We start from the raw sequence: 20,551 nt of genomic DNA, 5'->3' as shown, positions 1-20,551 counted from the left end.
CAAAATATGCATACACTTTTCTAGTCTGAGAACAGCCTAGTGTGATTCTGGCCCGAATCCAACAGCGTGTTAATTGGGTGCTTTGTTCAATCACTGCCAGGTTATGACCTTCAGCAAGAGTTAAAAGATCAGATGTTGAGTACATCAATTGTAAGGGAGGGATATACCCAAGTTTATTTAAGTTGCAGATTTTCGCTGAGGCAGCGGCCCGAAAGGGTAAGTCCAGGAGGGGCAGTGTATCGCAGTGAACAGCATTGCAACATGAAGGATGATGGGTATGTCCGCTCTCGAATCGTAGCCCATAGGTTGAACACCCTGAATTGGGCCGTAAAGGAGTGATGTCTAATGACCAACATGAATGACGTTTTGCCGAACCAAAAGACGCAAGCGATTGAACAAGCCGTTGATAAACCCATTGATAAAGTAGAAGAGATTTTACCCTTTGCACACTTATTTACCTTGGGGCTGCAACATGTGCTCGTCATGTATGCAGGGGCAGTCGCCGTGCCCTTGATGATTGGTGGCAGTCTGGGGTTAGATAAAGCGCAAATAGCCTATTTGATCAGTTCCGATCTATTCTGTTGTGGCATTGTGACCCTGTTGCAATGTATTGGTATTGGGCGCTTTGCGGGTATCCGTTTGCCGGTCATTATGTCGGTGACCTTCGCTGCCGTGACCCCCATGTTGGCCATTGGGGCTAACCCGAACATCGGCTTGACGGGTATTTTTGGCGCCACCATTGCCGCTGGTGTAATTACCACATTAATGGTGCCGCTTATGGGGCGCTTAATGTGCCTGTTCCCCACATTGGTTACCGGAATAGTGATCACCTCTATTGGGCTAAGTATCGTGCGGGTGGGGATTGACTGGGCTGCTGGCGGTCGGGGGAATCCCAATTATGGTCACCCTGCCTATATCGGTGTCTCGTTAATGGTGCTGGTCTTTATTCTGCTTATCACACGTTTCAGTAAAGGCTTTATCTCTAATATTTCGGTACTGTTGGGTATCGCCTTTGGTTTTGTGGTAGCGCTTTTTATGGGCGAGGTCAGTTTTGCCGGTTTGGACAATGCAGATTGGTTTGCGGTGGTGCGCCCCTTTGCCTTTGGTTGGCCAACCTTTGATGCTGCTTCCATTGTCACCCTGACGATCGTGATGCTGATCGTATTTATTGAGTCGATGGGCATGTTTATGGCGTTGGGTGAAATTGTTGGCCGCCCGACCACCAAACCGGATGTAATACGTGGGTTACGGGTTGATGGTATAGGAACTATCATCGGCGGCATTTTTAATACTTTTCCGCATACCTCGTTCTCACAAAATATCGGTTTAGTCAGTATCACGCGGGTCTCCAGCCGTTGGGTATGTGTTATGGCCGGGGTTATTTTGATACTGTTCGGTCTGATCCCGAAAATGTCTATTGTTGTGGCTTCCATTCCCCAGTTTGTATTAGGGGGGGCCGGTATCGTGATGTTTGGTATGGTCTTAGCCACCGGAATCAAAATCCTCGCCAGGGTCAACTTTAACGCTAACCGTTATAACGCCTACATTGTTGCTATCAGTCTGGGGCTTGGCATGATCCCGGTAGTAGCAGGTGATTTCTTTAACCAGATGCCGCAGTCTTTGCAACCGCTGTTACATAGCGGCATTTTGCTTTCATCAGTCGCTGCAGTGGTGCTGAATCTGTACTTCAATGGTTATCACCCAGAGAAAAAACCAGAAGAAGATGATGTCAATAATGCGGAAGATGCAGAAGGTGCGGTACAAAATTGATTAAGGTTTTTAGACCCGAATAGTCGCGATATTGCGGCCCTACGGGGCCGCTACGCGTCGTTTAGCGGTAAGGTTATCCCCATGTTTAAAACGGAGTGATAATTGACCAGCGGAGCCGCATATTATGGACTGCAATGAGAAAAGCCACCTGCAAGCGCTGATGCTTTCAGGTGGCTTTTTAACTCACCCATCCTAAGGAACCTGGCTTAGGCCTTTATTGTTGCGTTTGGCCTAGCTTGCTGAGTAACGCAGTAATATCAACAGGGTCGATATTATCCGGCTGCAGATAGGATTTTGCGTACTCATGCCAAACACCTGATTGTAAAAAGAGCATAAACAACTCGCGGTCCAGATGGTTTTCGTTCGCCATATTAGTCATGATGTTGAGTGATTCTGACAATAGCTTGCCGGGTTTGTAAGGTCGGTCAGCGGCGGTGAGGGCTTCAAACACGTCGGCGATAGCCATTATGCGCGCTGGAATACTCATTTGCTGGCGGGTCAATTGATAAGGGTAACCTTTGCCATCCATACGTTCATGGTGCCCTCCCGCAATGGTGGCAACATTCGCCATGGTGTGCGGGAACGGCAATTTTTTCAGCATCACAATGGTTTGGATAATGTGCTCATTAATTTTGTAACGCTCTTCTTCATTCAGGGTGCCTTTCCTGATACTCAGGTTATAAATCTCCCCGTGGTTATACAATAAAGTCGGCTCTTTTACTTTGAAGTTGTAACTCTCGGGTAAGCGATTCTTGTCATCCCGATAAACAACATGTTCTTCTTTATCCGCCAGTAGTTTTTCCTGCACCGGCAGGGTGATTGCTGGGCGGCGTTTTTTCCGTGCCTGCTCTTCTAATGCTACACCGGCACTATCATCAAGGGTGCGAGTCCATGAGTATTGCGCAATTTGTTGAATACGGGCGACTACACTGTCAGAGAGAAACTCACCACCCACATTAGATTGGGCAATAAAGTAGAAATCCTCATCCAATTGCTGCAGTTCATCACGTAACTGCTGCTCTTCTTGGGGTGTTGCCGCAATTACCGCGTGCTGGCGCAGGTAGTTAATCTCTTTTTCGCGCTTCAGAACTTCAAAGCGCATACGCACTTCATGAATGCGGTCATAAATCATCTCCAGCTTGGTCGCTTTATCCACCACCGCTTCTGGTGTGGTGATTTTCCCGCAGTCATGTAGCCAACTGGCGATGTGTAACTCCTCCCATTCATTGGGCGAAAGCGTAAAGTCGGCAAAAGGCCCTGCTTTAGTTTCAACGGCGGCTTTAGCCAACATATTGGTAATCACCGGTACCCGTTGGCAATGGCCGCCGGTATAGGCACTTTTGGCGTCAATCGCCCCGGCGATCAGCTCAATAAAGGCGGCCAACAGATTTTTCTGCTCTTGCAACAGATATTGGGTTTCTATCGCCACCGACAAACTCCCTACCAGGGCGTTGACCAGCTGTATTTTGCTGCTCTCTTCTTCGTTGCTTAATTCATAGGGGCAAAATAGCAGTAAGAAACCCATCAACTGTTGTTCATGCGTTTGCATCGGCACCGCGATATAGCGCAGGGGTAAATGGGGTTGCATAAAATTGAGCAATTGACTGGGGAGGTTATCATTATCAAATACCCCAGCCACGGTTTGGCCAGACAATATCTGCCCAAGCGGGCCTGAATGCTGCTGATCAAGTTGTAGCGGCGCGATGGCTGATATATGCGGGTTTTCACCTGCCCAGTTGAACGCAATAGGGGAAAAATAGCCCAGCTCCTTGTCAGATAAAAAAACAATTCCCCCATTCATTGCGGCGATTTTACTGGTTTCATTAAGCAGCCCTTGCATCTGCTGCGGAAAGTCATCTTTAACCGACAACAGGCTACCCATCGAGATAAACTGTTTTAGTGTCAGCTTCATTTTTGACATGGCGTTATGTAAATCGTCAACTTCTTCAATTACTGACGGCTTTTCTGGCTGATCGTCGAAATGCAGATTACTGATCGCGTCGGCATCTTGGCGCAAACGGATCAGTGGCCTGGAGATATGTAATGAAAAATACCAGACCAGTAGCAGGCTGAGCAGCAGCAAAGTCAGGGCAATTAACGTTGAGCGGTTACGGATAGCGTTAGCATCTGCGGTCAGATAGGCCGATGGGGTAGAGGTGACCAGCATGTAGTGTTTATCGTGCTCATCAAGTTTGATCACCGAGCCATACCAGCTTTGACCTTGGGCAGTAAACAGGATGCTGTTACCGCTATGTTCATCCTGCTGCGTGCTGAGCAACGTTTGTAACACCGGGATCTTGGCAATATCGCGTAATTGTTCACTACTGCTCGCGGCCAACTGTTTCAATGGTGGCTGGCTGGCGAGAATTTCATTGGCAAAATTGATCACCGCCGCTTGGCTATTGGGTGGCAGATTGCGTTCAAGAAACAGGGAAAGTGACGCCAGTGAAACGTCCAGGCCGATAACAGCACCGCTATGTTTATCCTGTATGCTGTAAGTAAAGCCGGTTTCACCGCTAGCTTTAAAGGTGTACAGAGGGGAGGTCACCAGGTTTTGTGTCTGGGCAGCAAGTTGATACCAAGGCCGTTCCCGGGGGTCAAAATGGTTAAACGGCAGGTTTTTCGTCATGATAACCTGCTGCTTGCTATCTAAAAATATTGCCTTGGTTTCCGGCTCACTGTCTAAAAAACGGTTACTCTGCGCCAGCCATTTAGCATTATCTGGTGCCTGGAATAACGTGCGGTTACCGTCATTAAGACGGCGCAGAATAAAAAAGTCCCCATTGGGATAAGCGCTATAAATGGCATAGGCATAATCATTCTGTTGCAGCACCGAGAGCATCAAAGGAATGGTATTGATTCGTTGCTCAAGTGTCGTCGCTTGCATGATGCGAGTACCAGCAAGAATATTGACTGACATCCTCATGCTGCCAGTAATGGAATTTAATTCCGTCGCAATGATCTCACTGGCTTTCTGGTTCTGTCTGTTGGTGCTGGCTTCAGTGAGTTTAGTCAGTTGCTGATGGCTGAAGAAAACGATTGCACTGCCGATTGAGACAATTAGCAAAGTAAAAAGAGCAGCAATTTGGATATGCAAAGGGTAGCGTTTGCTGAATCCGCGCTTCTGTTCTGCCATGGTGCTCGCCTTGGGTGTCAACGTGTATATTGTTTAATCATAGACCAGACAAGGGGAGTTCTGTGAATGGCAATTGAATAACAGGGTATTCGTGCAATATGTCACTTCCATTGAGGTGATATGTCATTTTCATGCGAAATGTCATGGAATCTCACCAAATATGACTATTAAATTAACAAGGTTATAATCTTACTGATACCTGCCTACGCCAGCCATATAAGAGTATAACGTCAATCACTAAGATTGTGACTCAATCACTTTTTAGCCCGGGTCCTCTGTGCCAGGTGCCCCGTTAGCACCCTCTGGTTAATCAACGTTATTGGTCACCAGCCTGAACAAATGATGTTTGTTCCCAATCAGCTTGTTTGGAAGGGATGTCTATGAATCAATTTATCGTTGCAGAATCTGAAGCTTGCATTGGTTGCCGAAGCTGTGAAGTCGCTTGTGTCACAGCACACAACCAGGGGGAATACCCCAGTAAACGGGAGTACTTTACCCCACGGGTGAAAGTTATTCGCGGGGCAAGTGCCAATACCGCGGTGTTTTGTCATAACTGCGAAGATGCACCTTGTGCCAATGTGTGCCCGACCGGGGCGATTGTACAAAGCAACAGCAGCATACTGGTCAGCCAGGAAAAATGCATTGGCTGTAAATCCTGTGCGGTGGCTTGCCCGTTTGGCATGATGACGGTGGTCACTGAAACCGTGCAACCGCCTAATCATCGGCTTGCGGACAGCTATCAAAAAATCGAGGCGCAGAAGTGCGACCTCTGTAATGAACTCAATCATGGCCCGTCCTGTGTGCAAGCCTGCCCGACCCACGCATTACGCTTGGTTGATCAGCAAATGCTGGCGGATCAGCAGCAGGAAAAGCGCTTGCGTGCTGCGGGCTGTAATACGCCAGGCCAACCGTTTGGCAGCAGTGCCAAACAGCAGGGGGGCAGTGCCCAGCCAAAACCGATCCTCGATTTATTGCAACAACCGCGTGCTCCACGCCTGGAAGCCAGCAAAATCCCCCTTGAAGCGCGTAAAACCACCTTTGCCGAGATCTATAAGCCATTTAATGAACAGCAGGTTGAGCAGCAGGCGGAGCGTTGTTTGAGTTGTGGCAAACAGAGCATTTGCTCCTGGACTTGTCCTTTACATAACCAGATCCCGCAATGGATCAAACTGGCGGAGCAAGGGCGCATTTGGGAAGCGGCAGAGTTGTCGCACCAGACCAGTAGTTTGCCAGAGGTCTGTGGCCGTGTTTGTCCACAAGATAGGTTGTGTGAACAATCCTGTACCCTCAATGACCATGGGGGTGCCGTCACCATTGGTAATATCGAACGCTATATTACCGAAACCGCCTTTGAATTGGGCTGGCGGCCAGATATGTCCGCAGTAAAACAGAGCGGCAAGCGGGTGGCGATTATTGGCGCCGGCCCTGCGGGTTTAGGGTGTGCCGATATTCTGGTACGCAATGGCATCAAGCCAGTGGTGTTTGATCGCTACCCGGAAATTGGTGGCCTGCTGACCTTTGGTATTCCGGCGTTTAAGCTGAGCAAAGATGTGATGGTCAGACGGCGTGAAATTTTCAGCTCAATGGGGGTGGAATTCCGGCTGAATACCGAAATCGGTAAAGACATCTCGATGGAAACATTACTCAATGATTACGATGCCCTGTTCCTTGGCGTAGGCACTTATAAGTCAATGCGTTCCGGCCTGGAAAACGAAGACGCGCCGGGGGTTTATGAAGCATTACCTTTCCTGATTGCCAATACCCAACACTTAATGGGCTATGACGACAACCCGAAGAGCCCCTACATCAATATGGCGGGTAAACGGGTGGTAGTGCTGGGTGGTGGTGACACCGCGATGGACTGCGTGCGTACCTCGTTGCGCCATGGTGCGGAGCAGGTGATTTGTGCTTATCGCCGTGATGAAAAGAGTATGCCCGGTTCGAAGAAGGAGGTGAAAAATGCCCGCGAAGAGGGTGCGGAATTTATGTTTAACCTGCAACCGCTGAGTATTGTGGTTGATAAAGAAGGCAACGTGAGCGGTATTCAGATGCGCCGTACCGAAATGGGGGCCCCAGACAGTCAAGGCCGTCGGCAGGCGGTACCTGTGGCAGGGTCTGAGCATATCGTCCCTGCGGATGCAGTGATCATGGCCTTTGGCTTTAGTCCACACCGCATGGGCTGGCTGGCGGAGCATAATGTGCAACTGGACCGGCAAGGGCGGGTGGTTGCGCCAACGGTGGCTGGCTATCCATACCAAACCAGTAATCACAAAATATTTGCAGGTGGCGACATTGTGCGCGGGGCAGACTTGATTGTGACCGCTATTGCTGAAGGGCGCAAAGCTGCGGAAAGCATTGGTTATTATCTTAATGTGCTGTAATGCAGCCCAAGGAGTGACGGGATGAATCAATTTGTTATCGCCGATATGAAGCTCTGTATTGGTTGTCGCACTTGTGAGATCGCTTGCGTTATGGCTCATAGCGATGAGGATTCACTGCCAATGACAGCAGAGAATTTTAATCCTCGCTTGAAGGTAATCAAAACGCATAATGTCAGTGTGCCGATATTGTGCCGCCAGTGTGAGGCGGCGCCTTGTTTGAATGCTTGCCCTAATAGTGCGATTTACCATCAGGATGACAGTGTTCAGGTGCAGCAATTACGTTGTATTGGCTGCAAAAGCTGTGTATCGGTCTGCCCTTATGGTGCGATGGAGGTGGTGGTCTGCGCTACCGCTAACGGTCAGCAACAGGTACAGGCGAATAAATGTGATCTGTGCAAAGACCGCAGTGGTGGCCCGGCGTGCGTCGAAGTGTGCCCAACCGAGGCATTAACCTTGGTCCGCCCGGCAGATTTGCAAGCACTACAGCAGGAAAGGCAATTGCGCGCAGCGCGCGGCGCAACACCAGACCTGCGTTAATAACAGTGAGTGATCGATCCCACTCGGTGACATGCTGAGTGGGATTTTTATTGCCGTAAGGTCAACCGAATCGCGTTTTTTTGTATGTACTCGCGAAGTATGAAAGGCATAATTGAATCTTCGCTGATAACAAGCTTGCGTAAGCAAAGTGAAGTATTTTGGGAGGAGAATTAAAATGAAATAGAATTGAAACAAAAAGAGATTATGATTTCTTTTTTTAAGTGAAATTATTCTATTTTTGTTATTGCAAAGCCCTTATCAAGTTATGATATTATCAGCAGCCAGGGGTAATTCATCACCCTGATAGCAAAACTAATTTAAATTCCAAGACCCCTTAATAATTCGATTTGCCTATAGGCGGCAAGTCCGAGGGGCGCCAAGAGCATAGTCAACTATGGGACTGGTGCGCAAGGATGCAGCCAACAACCAAGCAATTTGAAGTATGACGGGTATAGCTTATTAAGCGAGTGAGACATGAACATACTGAAAAAAATGACTGTTTTCGCCTTTATTATTTCAACTTTGTCAGCTTGTGATTCAGACGGTGGTTCAAGAACAATTTCTGTGGCAGAAGAAGAAAAGACGTCTGAAGAAAAAACAAACCCCGAAGAGAAAGAAAAGACCGATCCGGAAGAGAAAGAAAAGACCGATCCGGAAGAGAAAGAAAAGACTGACCCGGAAGAGAAAGAAAAGACTGATCCGGAAGAGAAAGAAAAGACTGATCCGGAAGAGAAAGAAAAGACTGATCCGGAAGAGAAAGAAAAAAAAGAACCTGTCGTTATATCAACTTATACTGCCGCATCTGAATTTGGTAGTTCTGATGCATCTGGCGCAGTAGCATTAGACAGTAACTATATGATAGTGGCTGACGATGAAGCTAATGTCTTGAGAGTTTATCCGCGTTCTACCACGGAATCTACTCAAGCAATTAATGCTGTTAACGAGTGGGATTACAGTGTATTGACTGGGTTGACTAAAGAGTTAGATGTCGAAGCATTAACTTGGTATCAGCCTGGGAAATTATTGGTTATTGGTTCACATAGTAACAAGCAAGATGGTGGAGAGGCAGTAGCGGATCGTGGGCATCTGTTTGCCGTTAATGTAAAAGGTACGGGCTCAGAAACAACATTTGAATACATTAATAAATACTCAGGATTAGAACAAGATCTTATAAGTTGGGATAACAATAATATACATGGTAAAGGTGTAGGCTATTTTGGCTTTAATCGCTCAGCTGCTGCGGGTAGTGTACCTGAGAGTGTCAGTGGCTTTTCGATTGAAGGTGCGACTATCAATGGAGATACATTGTTATTAGGATTTCGAGCTCCACAGATGGATCAGCGAGCACGTAATAAAGCACTAATATTACCTGTGACCAACTACATGGATTTAATAAATGGTACGGCATCAACAGCGCAATTTGGTGAGCCTTTTGAATTAAATCTGGGTGGTCGAGGGGTACGAGATATTATACGTTGGGATGACTACTATCTTATTGTTAGTGGTCCTTCAGGTATATCCACTACTGAAGTGAAGCAAAACTTTGTCTTATTCAAATGGTATGGTGGTACTGATCAACCCATTATGCTTGATAATGACTTGGAACAGTTAAGGGCGATAAATAAAGGAAGCATTGAGTCTATCGTACAGCCGGTTAGTAAAGAGGATAATTTACAGTTTCTATTAGATAATGGTGATACTATTTGGCCAGGCCGAACAGCTATTTCTAAAGATTTACCTGCCAATGAACAACAGTTTCAAGGGGCATATATGCAGGTAGGCCAACAGTTAGAGGACCAACAAGCACCTAACTTAGTCAAGCAATTCCCAGCCGATGGGTTTGTTGGCGTCAATACCGATACTCGTATTGAGCTCATTTTTGACGAAGGGGTCACTCTAGGCAAGGGTAAATTAGCAATCTACCAAGGCAATCAGTTATTTTCTTCTTACAATAATGAAAGCTCTGAAGTTTCAGTGGTATTTAATCGTTTAGTCATTCGGCCAACAACAAAGCTTGAAAACTCTAAATCGTACTCATTACGTATTGAAGATACATTAGTTAAAGATAGTGCAGGTAATGATTTTAACGGTAAGGAGCTTGGTACTTTCGTTACGGCAGGTGAACCAACAAAACTTGAGGTTGGCGATATTCAGTTTGTAGCAGCCAATGCTGAAGCACCAGATGCGATTGCATTTATGTTGATGAAAGATATCAACGGTGGTACCGAAATTAATTTTACAGATCGTGATTATTATGATGTTAAAAATGCATTTTGGGATAGAAAAAAAGCCAAGCCTGCATTAAATGAAGGTGTGTTCAAGTGGACCGCAGATCGCAATTTAAAAGCAGGGGACATTGTTACTATTCAAACTGATACAGCTTTAAGCCCAATAGCCGATGTAGGCCAGGTGATAGGTTCACCCTCTGGTCTTGGTAAGGAAGAAACTATTTATGCTATGCAAAGCACTGTTGTTGAAGGCTTGGCAGATGGATTTTCTGGTGAAATTAAAGAACCAGGGAAGTTTCTTGCGGCTATAACATTAGGTGGTCAATCAGGCAGTGATATTCCATCTGATTTAACCGGTAAAAACCTAATTTTCATCCCTCAAAGTGGACCGGCTGATCAAACAAATGCCATCTTTGATGTGGAAAAATGTGGTCGTGACCCTATAGATGTACAAGCTAATATTTATAATCAAGGCTGCTGGAAAGTTACCTTTAAAAGTGAAGGGGCTACTGGATTCCCTTTATTTGATAATAACAGTCTCTTTGCAATCCCATTTAAATAGAGCTCAGCCTGGCGTCCAAAAACACGCTATACCAAGCTTTTTTATCAGGCGGATATCGACAGCGCGTAACGGTCGGTATTCTTGGTAAGCAGTTTTTGGGCACAGCGGAACAGTAACAGCGTTAAGTGCCTGTTGAAAACGGCGAGGTGGGCCTACCCGGCCCCTCGCCAGTCCATACCCGGGAAGAAAGCATGGCATAGCAGAAGTGTAGCGGGATCAGGACAGCTATTCCGCTAATCTGCACCCATAGCGTTTTATGGCCCTTCTGATTTATCACATTTGATGTGGTAGAGCGCGCTTGTTTACATCATGATATGCCAATAAAAATAGTTATGCGCAGGCCGTTATCGTCCGGTAATCCTCCCTCGGCTTTACTCCACAACGCTGGAGATCAAATTTTCATTATCTTCTCGCATGAGTTGTTCCAATTCGAAACATAAAAAAGCGCAGGGGTGTTTCATATTGAACACCGGATGCCTGAGTTGCCGCGAATAAAAATACCCGAATAATCATCAGTCAATAACCACTTAATTAAAGTATTACCGTGCATCGGCCTGATCTCGCTTAGCCGAGATCTGGCTCAGCCCTGATCTAGCCAGGGCGGTGGCGGGTATTAACACCTGGAGACTGAAAATGGCAAGAATGAGAGCAACTGAAGCAGCAGTACAAATTTTGAAAAAAGAGGGGATTAGTGTCGCTTTTGGCGTCCCTGGGGCTGCCATCAACCCACTTTATGCCGCACTTAAAAAATTGGGCGGTATTGACCATATTCTGGCGCGCCATGTTGAAGGGGCCTCCCATATGGCGGAGGGCTACACCCGCGCTGCACCAGACAATATTGGGCTCTGCATCGGCACTTCCGGGCCAGCGGGAACCGATATGATCACCGGGTTGTACTCGGCCTCGGCGGACTCTATTCCTATCCTGTGTATTACCGGCCAGGCCCCCGTCGCCAAGCTCCATAAAGAAGATTTCCAATCCGTTGATATTGAATCAATTGCTAAACCCGTTACCAAAATGGCGGTGACGGTGCTGGAAGCGGGGCAACTGCCAGGGACTTTACAGAAAGCCTTTTTTGAAATGCGTTCAGGCCGCCCAGGCCCAGTACTGATTGACCTGCCGTTTGATGTACAAATGACCGAGATTGAGTTTGATATCGATCTCTACCAGCCGATGGTGCCACACCGTCCACAAGCTACCCGTGCCCAGGCAGTTCGTGCCTTGGAGATGATGAACGACGCGGAGAAGCCGGTAGTGATTGCTGGCGGCGGCATCATCAACGCGGAGGCGTCTGATTTACTGCAACAATTGGCGGAAGTGACTGGGGTGCCGGTGATCCAGACTTTACGTGGCTGGGGTTCTATTCCGGACGATCATCCATTAATGGCGGGCCGCATGGGGTGCCAGGCAAACCACCGCTATGGTAATGCCAACTTCCTTGAGTCTGATTTTGTCTTTGGCATTGGTAACCGCTGGGCAAATCGTAATACCGGGGCACTGGATACTTACACCAAAGGGCGCAAGTTTATCCATGTTGATATCGAACCCACGCAGATTGGCCGCGTATTCAGCCCGGACTTAGGGATTGTTTCTGATGCCAAAGCCGCGCTGATACAGTTGGTTGAAGTGGCTAAAGAGATGCAGGCCGCCGGTAAACTGAAAGATCGCAGTGCTTGGGCGGAGTCTTGTCTGCTACGTAAGCGCTCCATGCAGCGCCGTGATGACTTTGATTGCACCCCGATCAAGCCACAGCGTATCTATCATGAAATGAACAAAGCCTTTGGCAAAGAGACGCGTTATATCGCAACCATTGGCCTGGCCCAGATTGCTGCCAACCAGTTCCTGCATGTTTATAAACCACGCAACTGGATTAATGCCTGCCAAGCTGGCCCATTAGGCTGGACATTACCGGCAGCGTTGGGGGTGGTGAAAGCCGATCCTCAGGCGCAAGTGGTGGCCATTTCTGGCGATTATGACTTCCAGTTCCTGGTGGAAGAGTTAGCGGTTGGGGCACAGTTTAACCTGCCTTATATCCATGTGCTGATCAACAACGCCTATCTCGGGCTGATTCGTCAGGCGCAACGGGCATTTGATATCGACTACTGTGTCCAACTGGCGTTTGAGAATATCAATGCACCGGAGCTCAATGGCTATGGTGTCGACCACCTGAAAGTGGTTGAAGGATTAGGCTGTAAAGCACTGCGGGTGTTTGATCCCGCCATGATTGGGCCTGCATTGGAAGAAGCCAAACAACTGCGTGACCGTTATCGGGTACCGGTGGTGGTAGAGGTGATCACTGAAAGGGTCACTAACATTGCGATGGGGCCAGATATCGACAAAGTCACTGAGTTTGAAGAAATCATCGACCTATAAGCGGTTTATTGAGAGGGAAGAACACATGCCTAAATTTGCTGCCAATCTGTCAATGCTATTTACCGAATACCCGTTTATGGCGCGTTTTGCTGCGGCTAAAAAAGCCGGGTTCGACGGAGTGGAATATCTGTTCCCGTATGACTTTTCAGCACAAGAGATTGCTCAGGAGCTGGAAAAACATCAATTGACTCAGGTGTTGTTCAATTTACCTGCGGGTGATTGGGGGCAAGGAGAACGGGGTATCGCCTGCTTGCCTGAAAGGGTTGAAGAATTTCGTAGCGGTGTTGAGCAAGCGATTGTTTACGCCAAAGCGTTGGGTTGCCGCAAAGTGAACTGCCTGGCGGGTAAAAAGCCTGAAGGTTTAAGTGATGAACAGGCCAATACCACCTTGATCAACAACCTGACCTATGCCGCCAATCGTCTGACTGAGCATGACATTGAACTGGTGATTGAAGCGATCAATACCCGGGATATTCCAGGTTTCTTTGTCAACAACAGCAAGCAGGCTGTGGAGCTGATCAAACAGGTGGGTAGAAGCAATCTGCGCTATCAGTATGACATTTACCATATGCAAATTATGGAAGGCGATCTGGCCAAAACCATCGAACGTTATTTCCAGTTTATTGGTCATTTGCAGTTGGCGGATAACCCGGGTCGTCACGAACCGGGTACTGGGGAAATCAACTATCCGTTCCTGTTTAAATTTATTGATGCACAGGGTTATGACGGATGGATTGGTTGTGAATATGTTCCTGCCAATGGCACCGAGGCAGGACTGGGCTGGATGAATAAATAACGCTTCCTGATGGCATAAAGAACAAGGATTGATTATGAAAAATATTGGTTTTATTGGCACGGGCATTATGGGTAAACCGATGGCCCAAAATCTGCAAAATGCTGGCTATACACTGCATTTTTCCGAGCACTTTGAGCCAGCACCCGCTGACATATTGGGTGAGAAGGGCATTGCTTGCCCATCGCTAGCGGCAGTCGCCCAGGCTTGTGATGTTATTTTCATCATGGTGCCAGATACGCCGCAAGTGGAAGATGTGCTGTTCAATGATGAGTATGGCTTAGATAAAGGGCTATCGGCTGGCAAAACAGTGGTGGATATGAGCTCAATCTCCCCGATGGCAACCAAGCGTTTTGCTGCCCGGATAGAGAAAATGGGTGCACATTACATGGATGCCCCGGTTTCAGGGGGAGAAGTGGGTGCTAAAGCAGGCACACTTTCCATTATGGTGGGTGGCGATCAAGCGGTTTTTGATCGCATTAATCCACTGTTCCAGATCCTTGGCAAAAACATCACGCTAGTGGGTGGGCATGGTGATGGGCAGACTTGTAAAGTAGCGAACCAGATCATTGTGGCGCTAAACATTGAAGCGGTTTCTGAAGCGCTACTGTTTGCCGCCAAAGCTGGGGCTGATCCAGCTCGGGTACGTCAGGCGTTGATGGGGGGCTTCGCCTCTTCGAAAATTCTTGAAGTGCATGGTGAGCGGATGGTCAAAGGGACCTTTGACCCAGGTTTCCGTATTGCACTGCACCAGAAGGATTTGAATCTGGCGTTGGAAGGGGCACGGGAACTGCAATTGAACCTGCCTAATACCGCTATCGCGCAGCAACTTTTCAGTACCTGTGCCGCGTTAGGTGGCAGCCAGTGGGATCACTCAGCTATGATCCGCGCCCTTGAGCATATGAGTAACTTCTCTATCCGTGATTAACGGATTTAGCGACACAATCCAGGAGGGGGAAATAACTTTCCTGGATTGTTATCAGTAGCAGAAATAATAAAGATTGTCATAAAGTGGGTGTCGTTAGGTATTATTTAACTCATGGCACCTTGTTAATTCAGTAATAAATAGCATAGTGTGATTACTCATACATTAACTTAAATAAAGTTAGCGCTGGCGTTGGCGCATAGTGTGAACAAACTCGCAAGTTTAACATTTTCTTTCCTATCACCTGTGGTAATAGCAGTTATTAATACGATTGGCTAACGGGAGTATACTCACTAAAACTCACTGATCTAACAAATAAAAAATGAAATTTAAGATGACTGAAAAAATATTAATAGTCTATAAACCCCTACTTTGCAAATCTGGTGGGTGATTTTTGTGCAGGCCATCAAATTTCATGAAATTAATTTGTGTAATATCAGTAGAGACTCCCACAAAAAATATAAAAAATGAAAAGGATTTTAATATAAGCACTTCTTATTAATAAGACAGACCAGAGGTAATAATGGAAACGCAAATAGAACTTAAAAAACGGTGGGACTTTTTTCAAAAACATCATTGGGTTGCACCGGAGTTTTTATCTTCACCGATACTTAAATCCTGGGAACGTTGTTGTAAGCAATCCAGCCCCTATAAGTGGATGAAACCGCATATTGTTTCTGGATATACCTTGAACTCGCTATTGCACCGCCATCGCACCACCATCCTGGTGGCTGGAATCGTGATTGAAGATATCTATGCGTTGGCGGAGCCTGAAGAGATGATCCTGGCGGTAACTGACGACAATGGCTGCATGTTATCACTGGTTGGGCATCCCAATCTGCTTAATGAACTTGCCCAGTTAGGGTTGAAAAAAGGCTGTTTTTGGAATGAGGGGATTATTGGTACCAATGCGGTTAGCCTTTGCCTCGACCAGAATGAGCCAGTAGAAGTGCTAACCGCAGAGCATTACAACAAACATCTGCACCCTTACGCCTGTGCCGCTTCGCCATTTTTCGATTTAAATGGCAAAAAGTGTGGGGCGATCCTGCTACTTAGACGCGCAGAGTGTCACAGTAAACAAAGTTTGATGATCTCTCACGCTTGCGCCCGAGAGGTTGAACTCCGGCTGCATCTTACCAGTGAGCAACTGAGCACGAATAATGTGTTATGTCAGCGCAATGCGGTGCTGGAATGTATGGATGATGGTTTGCTGGCTTGGGATGAAAACATGATTATCACCATGATTAATCCTCAGGCGGCCAAGGCGTTCAATTTACCGGTCAATGACATTATTGGCAAAAATATACATCATGTGATCCGTTTTTCGCCAGTGATCATGGCAGGGATTGAACAACGGGTAAAATTGGTGCGTAAACAGATCACTGTAGAGGTACTGGGGGAGTTTATTGAAGCCCTGGTCACGCTACGCCCATTGAGTGATAACAGTTTTCTGTTGCTCTCGCACCCGCTGGATAAAATCCGTGAGCTGGCTCAGCGGCAAATTGGTCGCAGCGCCAATATCACCTTTGAAAACTTGCCTGCGGCGTCAAAGAAAATGCGCCATGTCATCACCGTAGCCAAACGGGCAATAAAATCCAGAGTACCGATCCTGTTATATGGCGAAGAGGGAGTGGGCAAACTGGGCCTGGCGATGGCAATACATAACGAGAGCGAATTTAAAACCGGGCCTTTTATTACGCTCAATTGTGGCATGTTACACCCCGATAATATGGAAAAAGAAGTCCTGGGTTACGATGAAGACAAAGGGCAGTCTTCAAAATTTGAGCTGGCCCATGGCGGTACACTTTATCTGGAGAATATAGAGTATCTGCCGGCCACGTTGCAGAGTGCTTTGTTGAAAATGCTTAAGACCGGTTTAGTGATGCGCAGTGATAGCCAGCGGTTGATCCCGGTGAACTTCCAGTTTATTGCCAGTGCGCAATCTGATCTTGGCCTGTATGTGTCGCAAAACCGCTTTAGCCGCCAACTCTATTATGAAATTTCTATTCACGAAATTGATATACCGCCATTAAGAAGCCGTAAAGAGGATGTGCACTGTATTATTGAAACGTTGATTAAAGAACATGGTAAAGCCAATAACACCTTTATTTCCATTGACGATAAAGCCATGGAGGCGCTAATGAATTACAGTTGGAAAGGGAATAATTCAGAACTCAAGAATAAAATAGAAAAAATATTGCTGCACCGCAAAGGGCATGTGATCTATTTTGAAGAGCTGCCAGATGAAATAAAAAACAACCTGCACCACGGTGTGGCTGGCTCATTGCCACCGCTATTGTCCCTGGATGAGGTTGAAAGACAGACTATTGAACACGCTTGGGAGCTGTATGGCGGTAAAATGAGCGAGATGGCCAAAGCATTAAAAATAGGGCGGACAACCCTATGGCGGAAAATCAATAAATATGGATTGCAAGGGGCAGTCGCCTAAAGTCGACAGTTAATCGGAACGGTGCCGGGAATAATTGGTACCGTTCCAAATTGAATTGCTACTTTTTTAATTCTGTTCCGATATGAAACTCATTTCGCCGTAATAGGTGAAATTGTCTATGGCCTCACAGAGAACCTCTTATTAAAGCAGAGTAACCGGGCAAGTTGTGTAAGTTATCAAAGTTCCGTTATTGCATCAGCTAATACTGTTATTGCTATTTAAGCGAGCCATTTAATATATATCACATACGGCTGCTAGCAGGAAATAGAGAGAGTCTATGGAAAATAACACCGCCCCCCGGATCAGTCAGGTCAAAATTGACAAAGCGGTATTTTGGCCAGCCACAATAATTACTTTTCTCATGATTGCTATTTTTATTTATACCCCGGAAACCAGTGGGCAGATCCTGGAAAAAATTCATGGGTTTACCACCGGGCAACTGGGGTGGTTTTTCCTGCTGACCACTTTTGCCGTGGTGGTGTTCTGCCTTTTTCTGGCCATCTCCCGCTACGGTAATGTGGTGCTGGGGAAAAAAGGCGAGAAACCTGCCTTTTCTACTTGGGTCTGGTTAGGGATGATTTTTACTTCTGGTACCGGTGGCAGCGTGCTTTACCTGGGAGCCATAGAGTGGATCTACATTATTCAGTCCCCGCCTTTTGGCCTGGCACCACGCTCCATTGATGCTGCCCGTTGGGCTTCCGCTTACGGCATGTTCCATTGGGGGCCATCAGCTTGGGCCTGGTATATCGCTGCTGCGGTGCCTATGGGTTACTTTCTGCATGTGCGCCAACAGGCATCGGTTAAAGTCAGCGAATTTACCCGTCCAGTGCTTGGCAAACGTGCCGATGGCTTGGCTGGGCACCTGGTTAATTTTCTGTTTATGTTTGGTTTGCTCGGCGGAGTGATGACCTCACTCGCCTTGGGAACCCCACTGATCTCCAATGCCATTGTTTATGTTATGGGGTGGCAAAGTAGTAATGCGTTTATTGACACCTTCGTTATTTTCTTATGGACCTTTGTACCGCTGGTTGCCCTGATATTTGGTTTAAAACGTGGCGTGTCGGTATTAAGTGACTGGAATGTCAAAGCGGATGTGGTGATGTTGGTCTGTATCGCGGTTTGTGGCCCACTGGCATTTATTCTTAACCAATCTGTTGATGGTTTAGGCTTAATGCTGCAGAACTTTATTTATATGAGTTTGCAGACCGATGTGATTCGAGAAGGGGGCTTTCCCCAGAGCTGGACTATTTTCTATTTTTCCTGGTGGGTGGTCTATTCCCTACCGTTTGGACTCTTTATTGCCAAAATATCCCAAGGGCGGACTATTCGGGAATTAGTGCTAGGTGGTTTGGTGGCCGGTTCGCTCGGTTGTATGGTGTTTTATATGGTGTTGTCGAGTTTTGGTATTGCACTGCAAATGAAAGGTGGTATTGACCTTATTAGCGTTATGGCGGAGAAAGGCCGGGGTGCGGTGGTCTTCACCATGTTAGAGCAATTACCCCTTGGCTCATTATTTATCTTTGCCTTTGGTTTGATTACCTTGGTCTCTTATATAACCGGGCATTGTGCGGTGGGTTATTCACTGGCAGCGACAACGCAGGAAAAATTGGCACCTGATACCTCTCCTGCCCCCTGGAATATTGCTTTCTGGTTAATTATGGTCGGTGTGGTATCACTCTCACTCTATTTTATTAATCCACATAGCCTCAAACCGCTGCAAACTGTTTCTATTCTAACCGGGTTCCCGTTGTGTTTTGTTATTTATATGGTGGCACATAGTTTTATTAAACAGATTAATCAAGATTTCCCTTGTGGTTTTCCCGTTCCGGCGAATGACGGCAAGGTTTATTTAACCATAACGCCATCAGCTATCAGCAGTGAGCAAGACAATCAAACGGATACCGTGTTCGTAAGAACCCAATCTGAATCTCCTGTTTGACCTTTGAAATTGTGGCTTTCGTTGTAGAGCCAACGATTTTACTTATTGAGAGAATGGAATATGAAAACATTAATTGAATCACCTAAAGAGATCCCGATTATTGCAGAAACAGAAGTGCTGGTCATAGGGGGAGGGCCATCCGGTTTGACTGCGGCGATTGCGGCTGCGCGATGTGGAGCCAAAACCATGATCGTTGAACGCTATGGCTGCTTAGGCGGGGTGCTGACCCAGGTTGGCGTAGAAAGTTTTGCCTGGTACCGCCACCCAGGCACCATAGATTGTGAAGGGATTGGCCGGGAATATGAACTTCGGGCGCAAGAAATGGGTTTTACCCGCCCGGAACCGCAATCCATCAGCCAGGTGATTGACTCTGAAGGTTTCAAGGTGGTGGCAGATAAAATGATCACCGACGCCGGGGTCACACCGTTATACCATTCTTGGGTGGTGGAGGTGATCAAGGAAGGAAATACCATGACTGGGGTGATTGTGGAATCCAAGTCAGGCCGCGGGGCGATTCTTGCTCAACGTATTGTTGACTGTACCGGTGATGCGGATGTCGCTGCAAAAGCGGGTGCTCCTTATTATCAACGCCCTAAAGAGCAGTTGATGGGGGTGACGGTGATGTTCCATTGTTCTGGCGTTGACGTGAAAAAATTCCAGAAGTTTGTCAATGAAGAGCTTAAACCCACCTATGCTGATTGGGGTAAGAACTGGACCATTAAAACCACCGGTAAAGAAGATGATATGTTCAGCCCTTATATGGAAGATATCTTTACCCGAGCCCAGGAAGAAGGGGTGATCCCGGGGGATGCTTCCGCCATTGCCGGAACCTGGTCCAGCTTTACCGATGCCGGTGAGGTGATGCAGCTTAATATGGTCTATGCCTTTGGTTATGACTGCACCAATGTCTGGGATTTGACCAAAGCGGAAATTGCCGGGCGGCAACAAGCCATATGGGCGATTGATGCATTGCGTCACTACGTACCGGGTTTTGAAAATGCCAAATTACGCAACTTTGGTATGACCTTGGGCACCCGTGAATCTCGTCTGATTGACGGCGAAGTGCGTGTTCAGGACGACTATGTCTTACAGCAAGGCCGCTGTGAAGACAGCGTGGGTATCTTCCCTGAGTTTATCGATGGCAGTGGTTATTTGATTCTGCCGACCACCGGTAATTACTTCCAGATCCCATACCGTTGCCTGTTACCGAAAGTGATTGATAACTTGCTGGTGGCGGGGCGTTGTATTTCCGCCGGGGTGATTGCCCATACCTCAATGCGTAATATGATGTGCTGTTCCGTAACGGGGCAGGCGGCGGGCACCGCAGCAGCGGAATCCGTCAAGCAAGGTGTCACGGTGCGGAATATTGATATCAAAGCACTGCAGCAAACCTTGGTTAAGCAAGGGGCACGTATTCACTGATCCGCATTACTGACGGGCACACCCAGGTGTGCCCAG

Annotated in this window: 11 protein-coding genes; 10 read left to right on the top strand and 1 reads right to left on the bottom strand. The window is 47.2% G+C overall.

Annotation, left to right across the window (positions count from 1 at the left end; genetic code table 11):
• Positions 1 to 354: 354 nt before the first annotated feature.
• Complete coding sequence (locus IO95_RS11245; protein WP_051791212.1) at positions 355 to 1,770, top strand: nucleobase:cation symporter-2 family protein; 1,416 nt, start codon at positions 355 to 357, stop codon at positions 1,768 to 1,770.
• A 214-nt stretch (positions 1,771 to 1,984) separates the two neighbouring features.
• On the opposite strand, the gene IO95_RS11240 is transcribed toward IO95_RS11245, so the two are convergent.
• Positions 1,985 to 4,906, bottom strand: coding sequence for an HD domain-containing phosphohydrolase (locus IO95_RS11240; protein ID WP_023491733.1), 2,922 nt, complete (start codon positions 4,904 to 4,906; stop codon positions 1,985 to 1,987).
• Between the two features lie 380 nt (positions 4,907 to 5,286).
• Here IO95_RS11240 and aegA point away from each other — a divergent pair, with 380 nt between their 5' ends.
• From aegA to IO95_RS11195, 9 genes are all read left to right on the top strand, one after another.
• On the top strand, positions 5,287 to 7,287 hold the full coding sequence (gene aegA / locus IO95_RS11235; protein WP_023491731.1) for a formate-dependent uric acid utilization protein AegA: 2,001 nt from the start codon (positions 5,287 to 5,289) through the stop codon (positions 7,285 to 7,287).
• A 21-nt stretch (positions 7,288 to 7,308) separates the two neighbouring features.
• Positions 7,309 to 7,824, top strand: coding sequence for a 4Fe-4S dicluster domain-containing protein (locus IO95_RS11230; RefSeq protein ID WP_023491730.1), 516 nt, complete (start codon positions 7,309 to 7,311; stop codon positions 7,822 to 7,824).
• 474 nt (positions 7,825 to 8,298) lie between these two features.
• Positions 8,299 to 10,614 carry a DUF3616 domain-containing protein gene (locus IO95_RS24755; protein ID WP_051791210.1) on the top strand — a complete coding sequence of 772 codons (2,316 nt, stop codon included), beginning with the start codon at positions 8,299 to 8,301 and terminating at the stop codon, positions 10,612 to 10,614.
• A gap of 633 nt (positions 10,615 to 11,247) precedes the next feature.
• Positions 11,248 to 12,987 (top strand): glyoxylate carboligase, encoded by a 1,740-nt coding sequence (gene gcl, locus IO95_RS11220; RefSeq protein WP_023490248.1) that lies wholly within the window; start codon positions 11,248 to 11,250, stop codon positions 12,985 to 12,987.
• A 25-nt stretch (positions 12,988 to 13,012) separates the two neighbouring features.
• The gene (gene hyi / locus IO95_RS11215) at positions 13,013 to 13,783 is read left to right on the top strand and encodes a hydroxypyruvate isomerase (RefSeq protein ID WP_023490249.1); all 771 of its coding nucleotides are present in this window, start codon (positions 13,013 to 13,015) and stop codon (positions 13,781 to 13,783) included.
• A gap of 34 nt (positions 13,784 to 13,817) precedes the next feature.
• Positions 13,818 to 14,708: a 2-hydroxy-3-oxopropionate reductase gene (gene glxR, locus IO95_RS11210; RefSeq protein ID WP_023490250.1), complete on the top strand. Its 891-nt coding sequence runs from the start codon at positions 13,818 to 13,820 to the stop codon at positions 14,706 to 14,708.
• A gap of 520 nt (positions 14,709 to 15,228) precedes the next feature.
• Positions 15,229 to 17,154, top strand: coding sequence for a dihydroxyacetone kinase operon transcriptional regulator DhaR (dhaR, locus tag IO95_RS11205; RefSeq protein ID WP_023490251.1), 1,926 nt, complete (start codon positions 15,229 to 15,231; stop codon positions 17,152 to 17,154).
• A gap of 277 nt (positions 17,155 to 17,431) precedes the next feature.
• On the top strand, positions 17,432 to 19,093 hold the full coding sequence (locus IO95_RS11200) for a BCCT family transporter (protein WP_023490252.1): 1,662 nt from the start codon (positions 17,432 to 17,434) through the stop codon (positions 19,091 to 19,093).
• Positions 19,094 to 19,153: 60 nt separating this feature from the next.
• On the top strand, positions 19,154 to 20,515 hold the full coding sequence (locus IO95_RS11195; RefSeq protein ID WP_023490253.1) for an FAD-dependent oxidoreductase: 1,362 nt from the start codon (positions 19,154 to 19,156) through the stop codon (positions 20,513 to 20,515).
• Positions 20,516 to 20,551 lie beyond the last annotated feature (36 nt).

The sequence above is a fragment of the Serratia sp. DD3 genome, from assembly GCF_000496755.2.
Note: the sequence above shows the minus strand (reverse complement) of the source record. Positions and strands in the feature narration are given on the sequence as shown.

Coding starts and splice junctions, on each gene's coding strand:
- IO95_RS11245 (WP_051791212.1), top strand. CDS start 355: ATGAATGACGTTTTGCCGAACCAAAAGACGCAAGCGATTGAACAAGCC.
- IO95_RS11240 (WP_023491733.1), bottom strand. CDS start 4,906: ATGGCAGAACAGAAGCGCGGATTCAGCAAACGCTACCCTTTGCATATC.
- aegA (WP_023491731.1), top strand. CDS start 5,287: ATGAATCAATTTATCGTTGCAGAATCTGAAGCTTGCATTGGTTGCCGA.
- IO95_RS11230 (WP_023491730.1), top strand. CDS start 7,309: ATGAATCAATTTGTTATCGCCGATATGAAGCTCTGTATTGGTTGTCGC.
- IO95_RS24755 (WP_051791210.1), top strand. CDS start 8,299: ATGAACATACTGAAAAAAATGACTGTTTTCGCCTTTATTATTTCAACT.
- gcl (WP_023490248.1), top strand. CDS start 11,248: ATGGCAAGAATGAGAGCAACTGAAGCAGCAGTACAAATTTTGAAAAAA.
- hyi (WP_023490249.1), top strand. CDS start 13,013: ATGCCTAAATTTGCTGCCAATCTGTCAATGCTATTTACCGAATACCCG.
- glxR (WP_023490250.1), top strand. CDS start 13,818: ATGAAAAATATTGGTTTTATTGGCACGGGCATTATGGGTAAACCGATG.
- dhaR (WP_023490251.1), top strand. CDS start 15,229: ATGGAAACGCAAATAGAACTTAAAAAACGGTGGGACTTTTTTCAAAAA.
- IO95_RS11200 (WP_023490252.1), top strand. CDS start 17,432: ATGGAAAATAACACCGCCCCCCGGATCAGTCAGGTCAAAATTGACAAA.
- IO95_RS11195 (WP_023490253.1), top strand. CDS start 19,154: ATGAAAACATTAATTGAATCACCTAAAGAGATCCCGATTATTGCAGAA.